The 10,325-nt window shown below is 64.7% G+C and carries 7 protein-coding genes and 1 tRNA gene; 2 read left to right on the plus strand and 6 right to left on the minus strand.

Features of this window, described 5'->3' with window-relative positions; translation table 11 throughout:
• Positions 1–30: 30 nt before the first annotated feature.
• The 6 genes from J1M81_RS12180 to J1M81_RS12205 all read right to left on the minus strand — a co-directional run bounded on the left by J1M81_RS12180 (position 31) and on the right by J1M81_RS12205 (position 5,896).
• Positions 31–249 carry a hypothetical protein gene (locus J1M81_RS12180; RefSeq protein WP_206498105.1) on the minus strand — a complete coding sequence of 73 codons (219 nt, stop codon included), beginning with the start codon at positions 247–249 and terminating at the stop codon, positions 31–33.
• A gap of 125 nt (positions 250–374) precedes the next feature.
• Positions 375–447 (minus strand) — tRNA-Thr (locus J1M81_RS12185).
• Between the two features lie 84 nt (positions 448–531).
• Positions 532–1,719: a DNA polymerase III subunit delta' gene (locus J1M81_RS12190; protein ID WP_206498106.1), complete on the minus strand. Its 1,188-nt coding sequence runs from the start codon at positions 1,717–1,719 to the stop codon at positions 532–534.
• Between the two features lie 118 nt (positions 1,720–1,837).
• Complete coding sequence (gene topA, locus J1M81_RS12195; RefSeq protein ID WP_206498107.1) at positions 1,838–4,843, minus strand: type I DNA topoisomerase; 3,006 nt, start codon at positions 4,841–4,843, stop codon at positions 1,838–1,840.
• Positions 4,844–4,952: 109 nt separating this feature from the next.
• Positions 4,953–5,540 (minus strand): hypothetical protein, encoded by a 588-nt coding sequence (locus J1M81_RS12200; RefSeq protein ID WP_032364537.1) that lies wholly within the window; start codon positions 5,538–5,540, stop codon positions 4,953–4,955.
• A gap of 152 nt (positions 5,541–5,692) precedes the next feature.
• Positions 5,693–5,896: a cold-shock protein gene (locus J1M81_RS12205; RefSeq protein ID WP_005248460.1), complete on the minus strand. Its 204-nt coding sequence runs from the start codon at positions 5,894–5,896 to the stop codon at positions 5,693–5,695.
• A gap of 436 nt (positions 5,897–6,332) precedes the next feature.
• Here J1M81_RS12205 and J1M81_RS12210 point away from each other — a divergent pair, with 436 nt between their 5' ends.
• Entirely contained in the window at positions 6,333–8,702 is a 2,370-nt protein-coding gene (locus J1M81_RS12210) for a DEAD/DEAH box helicase (protein WP_052068707.1), read from the plus strand.
• 244 nt (positions 8,703–8,946) lie between these two features.
• Positions 8,947–10,209, plus strand: a complete 1,263-nt coding sequence (locus J1M81_RS12215) for an alpha-hydroxy acid oxidase (protein ID WP_206498108.1) — start codon at positions 8,947–8,949, stop codon at positions 10,207–10,209.
• Positions 10,210–10,325: the final 116 nt, after the last annotated feature.

Raw genomic sequence — 10,325 nt, forward strand, 5'->3', positions numbered from 1 at the left:
GGTGGTGCGGAAGGTCGGGGTGTCTGCGGTTCAGCTTTCGACGGCGGTGATCGCGTCGACAGCGATGACGACGGTGACGTAGGGGGACCCTGTGGGGACCTCGGTGAGGGCGACGGTGATGAAGCCACCGTCGTCATCGTTGTTGACGACGGCCCCGATCTTGCCGACATGCTGGTGTCCGTCGATGGTGCTGATTCGGACGGGGGTTTCGGTGTCGGAGTAGTTGGTGAAGATGACGGCGTCGATCATGTGGGTGTTCCTGTTCGTTTTGTGATGGATGTCGCGGGGTCCGCGAGGCTGACGAGTCCGACGCTCACCGGAACGGAATACGAAAAAGCCCCTCACAGATTTGTATCGGTGAGGGGCTGAGTCTGAGCCGCCTAAGAGAATCGAACTCTTGACCTTTTCATTACGAGTGAAATGCTCTACCGACTGAGCTAAGGCGGCGTGCCTTTCGGCGTTGGTGAGTCTAACGGAGCATCGGGTCGAAACGAAAATCGCCCTCCCCCGAGCCTCGATACGGGCCTGCTCCTAACGCAGCACGTCGCCGAGCGTCGCCACCATCGCATAGATCGCAAATTTGGGTTTTGCGTTGACAGCCAACGACTCTCGGCATTCGAGGATCGCCTCGATACTCTGCAGCAGAGCCTCGGGCGGTACGGCCTTTGCCATTCGCTCGACCTGCTCGGCCATGTCGGGGTGCGTAGCCGTCGCGGTCGAGCCGTACGAACGCGCGAGCGCGTCGCGGTACAGGCCCACCAGGTCCATCAACGCCCGGTCCAGCGAGTCGCGGCCGGTTCTGGTGGCGCGAGACTTCTGCCGCTTCTCCAGGTCCTTGAGCACGCCCGCCGAGCCGCGCAATGCTCCGGCAGCGCCCTTACCTGTGCCTCCGGCTCCGAGGGCCGTGCGCAATTCCTCGGTCTCGGCCTCGTCACGAGTGGCACTCATTTCCTTGGCCTCGTCCTCGGCGGCCTTCACCAGTTCCTCGGCTGCGAGGTACGCCTGATTGGGACGGGCCGCGGCCGATGCCAGGGCAAGTGCCCGCTTGCGTCGCGCCCGCGCGTCCTCGTCGGTGGCGAGTCGGTGTGCTCTGCCCACGTGGCCGCCGCTGATCGACGCGGCCCATTCCGCCGTCTCGGCGTCGAGCTTGTCGCGGGTCTGCAGCACCTGCGCGATGGCCGGCACTGTGGGCGTCACCAACGAGACGTGCCGGCAGCGCGAGCGCAGCGTCACCGAGATGTCCTGCGGATCGACCGACGGAGCGCACAACAGGAACACCGTCCGAGCGGGCGGCTCCTCGACGACTTTGAGCAGTACGTTTCCGGCACCCTCGGTGAGTCGATCGGCATCCTCGACGACGACCACCTGCCACAGACCGGTGCTCGGCCGACGCGACGCGACCGAGACGATGTCTCGCATCTCCTTGGTACTGATGCTCAGACCCTCCGGGATGACGCGTCGCACATCGCCGTGAGTGCCTGCCATCGTCGTCGAGCACGCCTGACAATGCCCACACCCCGGAGTGCCCTCGGTGGTGCACTGCAACGCCGCAGCGAAGCACAGGGCGGCGATGGAACGCCCGGACCCGGGAGGGCCGGTGAAGAGCCACGAATGCGTCATCGCCGACGAGTCGACGCCCGTACGAGCAGCCACCGCTGCAGCCGTCAGATCGGCCTCGACATCTTCCTGACCGACCAAACGATCGAACACACCCGCCATGCTGGCAACCCTAACGGTTGGGACCGACTACTCCCGGCGCACTGTTCCCGGACAGTGCCGAACTCGAAGCTGTGGACATAATCGCTGCCGATTCCATCCACAACTTCGAGTTCGCGAGCTACTCGCCGTCGGTCTTCTTCGCCGGTGCCTTCTTGGCAGCAGCCTTCTTCGTCGTCGTCTTGGCCGCCGTCGTCTTCGTGGCGGTCTTCTTGGCTGCAGCCTTCTTGGCCGGAGCCTTCTTCGCGGCAGCCTTCTTGGCCGGAGCCTTCTTTGCCGCGGCCTTCTTCGCCGGTGCCTTCTTCTTCACCGGGCCACGAGCACGCCTGTCCGCCAACAACTCCGACGCGCGATCGTCGGTGATCGTCTCGACCTCGTCGTCCTTGCGCAGACTTGCGTTGGTCTCGCCATCGGTGACGTACGGCCCGAATCGACCGTCCTTGATCACCATCGGCTTCTCACTGATCGGGTCGACGCCCAGTTCCCGCAGCGGCGGCTTGGCCTCGCCCTGACGGCCCCGACGCTTGGGCTCGGCGTAGATCTTCAGAGCCTCTTCGAGACTGACCGTGAACATCTGATCCTCGTCGGCGAGCGAGCGAGAGTCGGTGCCCTTCTTCAGATACGGGCCGTAGCGGCCGTTCTGCGCGGTGATCTCTTCCTTGGACTCGGGATCGACACCCACGACGCGTGGCAACGACAGCAGCTTGAGCGCATCCTCGAGCGTGATCGTCGCCAGATCCATCGACTTGAGCAACGAACCGGTCCGCGGCTTGGGGCCGGTGGCCTTCTTCGCTGCAGCCTTCTTGGCCGGTGCCTTCTTGGCCGCGGCCTTCTTCACCGCAGTCTTGACGCCACCGCCGCCATCACCGTCGTTGCCGGACGGCACCGGGACGATGTCGGGCTCGGGGGGCGTGGGTTCGGGTTCCGGCTCGGGCAGGATCTCGGTGACGTAGGGCCCGAAACGGCCTTCCTTCGCCACGATGTCGTGACCGGTCAGCGGATCCACACCGAGCTTGCGGCCCTCTTGTGGTGTGGCGAAGAGCTTTTCGGCGAAATCGATCGTCAGCTCGTCCGGCGGCAAGTCGTCGGGCAGGTTGGCGCGCTGGCTGATCGGATCACCGTCCGGATCGTCGTCGTTCTTGACCATGCGCTCGAGGTACGGACCGTAACGGCCTACGCGCACATGGATTTCGCGTCCCTCAGAGTCGTCGAACAGACGAATCGAGTTGATGGTGCGCGCATCGATGTCTTCGAGGTTCTGGCCCACCATCTTCTTCAGGCCACCCGAGCGCGCCACCGAACCCTCGGCACCGGTCTCGCCGCCGAAGTAGAAGCTCTGCAGCCAATCTCCGCGCCGCTCACGGCCTCCCGCGATCGCGTCGAGGTCGTCTTCCATGCCTGCGGTGAAGTCGAAGTCCACCAGACGCCCGAAGTGCGCTTCCAACAACGCAATAACCGAGAACGCCACCCACGACGGCACGAGAGCGCTGCCACGCTTGTAGACGTAACCGCGGTCGAGGATCGTCTTGATGATCGACGAATACGTCGACGGCCGACCGATTCCCAACTCTTCGAGCGTCTTGATCAGCGACGCCTCGGTGAATCGAGCAGGCGGGTTGGTCGTGTGACCGTCGGGATCGAGCTTGGTGGCCGTCACCGCTTGGCCGGCCTTCAACGCGGGTAGACGCGACTCGGCGTCGTCGGTCTGACCGCCTGCCTCGTCGTCGACGCTCTCGACGTAGGCCTTGAGGAAGCCCGCGAACGTGATGGTGCGACCCGACGCGGAGAACGTGCACTCCTCGCCGGTACCGGCGGTTCCGATGATGCGCAGGGTCAGCGTGGTGCCGCGCAGATCTGCCATCTGCGACGCGACGGTGCGCTGCCAGATCAGCTCGTAGAGACGGAACTCGTCGGTCTGCAGCGCCGAATGCAGCTGACCGGGAGTCTGGAACACGTCACCCGAGGGGCGGATGGCCTCGTGCGCCTCCTGCGCGTTCTTGACCTTGCGGGTGTACTGCCGCGGAGTGGGGTGCACGTACTCCGGGCCGTACAGCTCGGTCGCCTGCGCCCGTGCCGCGGAGACCGCAGACGCGGACAACGACGTCGAGTCGGTACGCATGTAGGTGATGTAGCCGTTTTCGTACAGACGCTGCGCGACACGCATGGTCCGCTCGGAACTGAACCGCAGCTTGCGGCCGGCCTCCTGCTGCAGCGTCGACGTCATGAACGGCGGGTACGGCTTACGCGTGTACGGCTTGTCCTCGGCGGACGCGACGGTGAGGTCGACGCCTTCGAGAGCGTCGGCGAGGCGTCGGGCATGCGGTTCGTCGAGAACGGTGACCGACTCGGTCTTGAGCTTGCCGTCGGGACCGAAGTCGCGGCCGGCGGCGACGCGATTGCCGTCGACGTTGACCAGCCGAGCTCCGAAACTGCGCGGGCTCGCCTCGGCCCCGGCGTCGAGGGTGGCAGAAATATCCCAGTACTCGGCACTGCGGAACGCCATCCGCTCGCGCTCACGCTGGACGATGATGCGGGTGGCCACGGACTGCACACGGCCTGCCGACAGCTTCGGCATGACCTTCTTCCACAGCACCGGGCTGACCTCGTAGCCGTAGAGACGGTCGAGGATGCGGCGGGTTTCCTGTGCGTCGACGAGGTCTTGGTCGAGGTCGCGAGTATCGGCGGCGGCCGCGAGGATCGCCGGCTTGGTGATCTCGTGGAAGACCATGCGTCGAACCGGGACTTTGGGGTTCAGGGTCTCGAGGAGATGCCAGGCGATGGCCTCGCCCTCGCGGTCGGGGTCAGTGGCGAGATACAGCTCGTCGGCGTCCTTGAGCAGGCTCTTGAGCTCTGCGACCTTGCCCTTCTTCTCGGGCGAGACGACGTAGAGGGCCTCGAAGTCGTGGTCGACGTCCACGCCCAGACGTGCCCACGGCTCGCCCTTGTATTTGGCGGGCACGTCGGCAGCACCGCGAGGAAGGTCGCGGATATGGCCGACCGAGGCCTCGACGACATAGTTGCTCCCGAGGTAGGGAGCGATCTTTTTGGCCTTGGTCGGAGACTCGACGATGACCAGACGACGCGGCTCGGCGGAGCTGTCCCCCGAGCCGTTGTTACGTGCTGCCACCTTGCTGCCGAACCTTCCCTAGTGCGTTTTCACAAGCAGATTTGCCTGCCCCACTCCTAACAGACTGACATACGTCGAGCAAATACTCGCAGATCAGTCATACATCCTCCTACTCAGCGTGGGGCCAATTGGTACGTGCGTCCACATTCGCAGGAGCCTCGCCGACGTTCTCGGTGAGGCGCAACAGCCGACGTCGGCCGGTGATTCGAAGGCCAGGATTGGACCCGCGGGTGCCGATCAAAGTCGGGGCGATGCCCGCGCGCATCAACGATTGAGCGAGGACCGCATGAGTCTCCGGCGCGTGCGGATCGAGGCCGAGTACGTAGCGTTCCCCCTCCGCCTCGGGACGCCCCGACGCGAGCACCCATGCCCGCAACTCCCGAGAACCGGGCACCCACCCGGGAGGCACGGCCTTCACCGCGCCCTTGGTCCACAACGACGCCAACGCGGACAGTTCCGGAACCGACGCGGTGCGAACGAGAGGACGGTCTTCTTCGGACCGTCCCAGCTCCGCCGACAGACCGCATTGTTCGATCAACTCGGCAATGGCATCGGCCCGCCACTGCGCGTCGACGACGACGGAGATACGCGCCGATCCCGAGGACGTGACGACATGGCCGGTGGCAGCCAGCAGTCCGCTGAGATCGGTCACCGCGGGCGGCAACGACTCGGCAGAGAAGAAGGACAGCTGGTTCACAGCATGGACATTAGGACATCGACACCGGCAGACACTGCTTTCGACTCTTCCTGGTGGTTCGCCACGAAACGAAACATCCCCCTTTCTCGAACGGCTTTTCACGGCCGATCGAGAAAGGGGGATGAAGGTTCTCGTCTCCGAAGAGAAAAGAATCAGACTGCGCGAACGCCCGTTGCCTGAGGACCCTTGGTGCCCTGGCCGACCTCGAACTCGACGCGCTGGTTCTCCTCGAGGGTGCGGAAGCCGCTGCCCTGGATCTCGGAGTAGTGAACGAAAACGTCAGCGGAGCCGTCTTCTGGTGCGATGAATCCAAAGCCCTTTTCGGCGTTGAACCACTTCACAGTTCCCTGTGCCATGCTTTTCCTTCTCTTTCTAACACCGGATTCGATGGAGCGCACTTTCGATCCATCGGGCCGGTTCCGACCGCTGCACTTGTACGAATCCCCCTCAGGATTCCCCCTGATGGACGAGCTCTCCCAGTACCGCGCCCGCAACATAAGATCCTGCGAAGCGTAGAACGAACACAGAAGCTGCGACCGCGTCAAGTGAACCATGAACTCCGCGTTCGCAACAGTCGAAAACCGACCCTTTTCGAACAAATTGCCCGTCTTGTAACAACACACAACGGCGGACGGGTGGAATGCGGCTCTCACCAGGGCTCGAGCCGCTCGTTTCGGGTCCGCGATAGCATGAGGACCCCAGGTCGCACCTAGGCAGGAGTGGAGCCTGCGGAACGACCCAGCAAGCCCGAAGGGCTGGCCAGTAGATCGAACGAATGCATGGAGACCGGAAGTGAGCGAGAAGCATCCGCACGACGGTGCGGATGTCCGGAGTTACGGGCAGCGGCTGCTGGATCGAGTGTTGGCCGGTACCCCCGCCGACGACGGCCCCGTCACGCACGTCGCCGAGTTACCGGCTCGATCGTCCAGTTTTGCCCCCTGGCCGTCGTGGGTCGGCCCGGAAGTGGTGCAGGTGATCACCTCTCGGGGCATCGCACAACCGTGGACGCATCAGGCCCGGGCCGCGACGCTCGCCGCCGAGGGCAGTCATGTGGTGCTCTCGACGAGTACCGCGTCGGGCAAATCGTTGGCCTATCAGCTGCCCATTCTGACGACGCTGGCCGCCGACGCCCGGGCGACGGCTCTGTATCTCGCACCGACCAAGGCCCTCGGTGCCGATCAGCTACGCACCACCATCTCGATCACCGACGAGTTACGTTCGCTGTCAGACGATCTCGCCGAGGTGTTTCCCAGCTCGTACGACGGCGATACCCCGATCGAGATTCGGCAGTGGGCCAGAACCAATGCGCGCTGGATCTTCACCAATCCCGACATGTTGCACCTGGGCATCCTCGGCGCACACGAGCGATGGTCGCGTTTCCTGCGCAACCTTCGGTACGTGGTGGTCGACGAATGCCATTACTACCGAGGTGTTTTCGGCTCCAACGTCGCCCTGGTACTCCGTCGGTTGCGACGCCTCTGCGCGCGCTACGGAGCGTCTCCGGTGTTCGTTCTCGCCAGTGCCACCACCTCGGAGCCGGGACGCGCAGCCAGTCGACTCATCGGAGCGCCCTGCGAGGAGATCACCGAGGACGGCTCGCCCCACGGAGCGCGTACCGTCGCACTCTGGGAACCGCCGCTGCTCAAGGAGATCACCGGCGAGAACGGTGCGCCGGTACGCAAATCGGCGGGGGCCGAGGCGTCGCGCATCATGGCGGATCTGTTGATCGAGGGTGCGCGGACACTTGCGTTCGTACGGTCCAGGCGCGGAGCCGAGGTCACTGCGCTGGGGACCCAGAGAATTCTCGCCGACGTCGATCCGCAGTTGGTCCGACGCGTCGCCGCTTATCGCGCAGGCTATTTGGCCGAGGATCGTCGCAAACTCGAACGCGACCTCTCCGACGGCACCCTGCTGGGAGTGGCCACCACCAACGCACTCGAACTCGGCGTCGACATCGCCGGTTTGGACGCCGTCATCGTCGCCGGTTTCCCGGGGACCGTCGCGTCGTTCTGGCAGCAGGGTGGGCGCGCCGGACGACGCGGAGAGGGCTCACTGTTGGTACTCGTCGCACGCGACGACCCGTTGGATACCTACTTGGTGCATCACCCGGCTGCCCTGCTGGACAAGCCGGTCGAGGCAACCGTCACCGACCCGACCAATCCGTATATTCTTGCTCCCCAATTGCTTTGCGCCGCAGTCGAACTACCGATCACCCTAGCCGAGGCCGAAGCATTGAGCGCGGAATCGGTACTCGAAGAGCTCGAGCTCAAGGGCTACGTGCGCAAGCGTCCCCACGGGTGGTTCATCACCCCCGAGGGGCAGCAACTGTCTCCGCACGGTGCGGTCAACATTCGCGGCGGCACGGGCGTGCAGGTCGCCATCGTCGACGGCGAGTCCGGCCGCATGCTCGGCACCGTCGACGGCGGACGTGCCCCTGCCACAGCACATCCCGGTGCGGTGCACATTCATCAGGGCGAATCCTTCGTGGTCGACGAGCTCGATCTCGAGGCCGGCCTCGCGCTGGTGCACGCCGAACAACCCGAGTGGAACACCTCGGCGCGCGAGATCACCGACATCGCGATCACCGCGGTGCACGAATCCGTCGACTACGGCGAGGTCCGCGTCGCGCTGGTCCAGGTGAACGTCACCCATCAGGTGGTGGGATATCTTCGACGCCTCCCGTCGGGAGAGGTCCTCGATTCCATCGAACTCGACATGCCGGCCCAGACCCTCGACACCCGCGCCGTCATGTACACCATCACCCCGGAGTTGTTGGAGCACAGCGGTGTTCCGTTCGAGCGATTCCCCGGATCGCTGCACGCGGCCGAGCACGCCGCCATCGGCTTGCTGCCGTTGGTCGCGACCTGCGATCGATGGGACATCGGTGGAGTGTCGACGGCATTACACCCCGACACCGGGCTGCCGACGGTCTTCGTCTACGACGGTTACGACGGCGGAGCAGGCTTCGCAGACCGCGGACACGTGGCCATCGCCGACTGGCTCGCCGCCACCAAGGACGCCATCGTCTCCTGCGAATGTCAGACCGGTTGCCCGTCATGCGTGCAATCCCCCAAATGCGGAAACGGCAACGACCCCCTGGACAAAGAGGGTGCCGTTCGAGTGCTGACCGCAGTGTTGGCGGCCGTCACTCGCGAGGGATGAGCCGACCGATCTCGCAGTCAGGAACCTGGTGGCTGGGTACCAATTGTGGGGTTCGCCGCAAACGCGCGCGCACTTGCCATGCGCGCGCAAAATTGCCAGGGTTTCGCGGGGATTGCCAGTCATTTTTCGCAAACGCGCGCGCGTTCAAGGCTTGGATCGAACCGGTGCGCCACCCTGCTTGTCGTTGCTAACACCTCGGGTGGTGTGGTGGGGAGAGGATCAGCCCACAGAATCGAGACAACGCATGCCCATTGCCCGGCAGATACCGAAAGCCACCGACCTGCGCGAGGTGCTCTCGTTCAAGAAGCCCGATCTGAACCTGCGTCGACGACGCCTCAGCGCAGCACTGACCATCGACGATCTCCGCACCATCGCCCGTCGCCGTACCCCGCGCGCGGCATTCGATTACACCGACGGCGCGGCCGACGCCGAGATCTCGCTCTCCCGGGCCCGGCAGGCCTTCCGCGACGTCGAATTCCACCCCTCGATCCTGCGAGACGTCTCCCACGTCGACACCTCGACGACGGTGTTCGGCGGACCGTCCGCGCTTCCGTTCGGTATCGCCCCGACGGGCTTCACGCGCCTGATGCAGACCGAGGGTGAGTACGCCGGTTCTGCCGCCGCCGGCGCTGCTGGAATTCCGTTCTCCCTCTCGACGCTGGGCACCACGTCGATCGAGGACGTGAAGGCCACCAACCCGAACGGCCGAAACTGGTTCCAGCTCTACGTCATGCGTAACCGCGACATCTCGTTCGGACTGGTCGAACGCGCCGCGAAAGCAGGCTTCGACACCCTCCTGTTCACGGTCGACACACCGGTCGCCGGAGCTCGCCTGCGAGACAAACGCAACGGGTTTTCCATCCCGCCGCAGTTGACCGCGTCGACGATCGCCAACGCCATTCCGCGGCCCTGGTGGTGGTGGGACTTCCTCACCACGCCCAAGCTGGAGTTCGCGTCGCTGACCTCTACCGGCGGCACGGTCGGAGAGCTGGTCGATTCAGCGATGGATCCGTCCATCTCGTTCGAGGATCTCGACATCATTCGGGAGATCTGGCCCGGCAAGCTGGTCGTCAAAGGTGTTCAGTCGGTGGCGGATTCGGCACGCCTGGCCGAACTGGGTGTAGACGGCATCGTTCTGTCCAATCACGGAGGCCGGCAACTGGATCGCGCTCCCGTTCCCTTCCACCTGCTGCCGCAGGTCGTCCGTGAAGTGGGCTCCGACTTCGAAGTGGCCGTCGACACGGGCATCATGCACGGTTCCGACATCGTGGCCTCCATCGCAATGGGAGCATCGTTCACGCTCGTCGGCCGGGCCTACCTGTACGGCCTGATGGCCGGTGGCCGCGCGGGCGTCGACCGCATGATCGAGATTCTGAGGGAGGAGATCATCCGCACCATGCAACTGCTGCAGGTCAATTCACTCGCGGAATTGACCCCGGAACACGTCACGCAACTCACTCGGTTGGCCCCTCTGCAGTCCGGTGCCGCCGCATTCACGCCGCGCTGACCGCTGCAGACGGACCGTCGATGCCGGGGTTCGAGGCCGGGGGCGACGTATCGGCAACGGGTTCGGGTCCTCGGGCGGGGGTCGAGGCCGGGTTTCACCGCAAACGCGCGCGCATT

Origin of the sequence: Rhodococcus sp. KRD175 (assembly GCF_017168275.1) — a bacterium.
GTDB classification, from domain to species: domain Bacteria; phylum Actinomycetota; class Actinomycetes; order Mycobacteriales; family Mycobacteriaceae; genus Rhodococcoides; species Rhodococcoides fascians.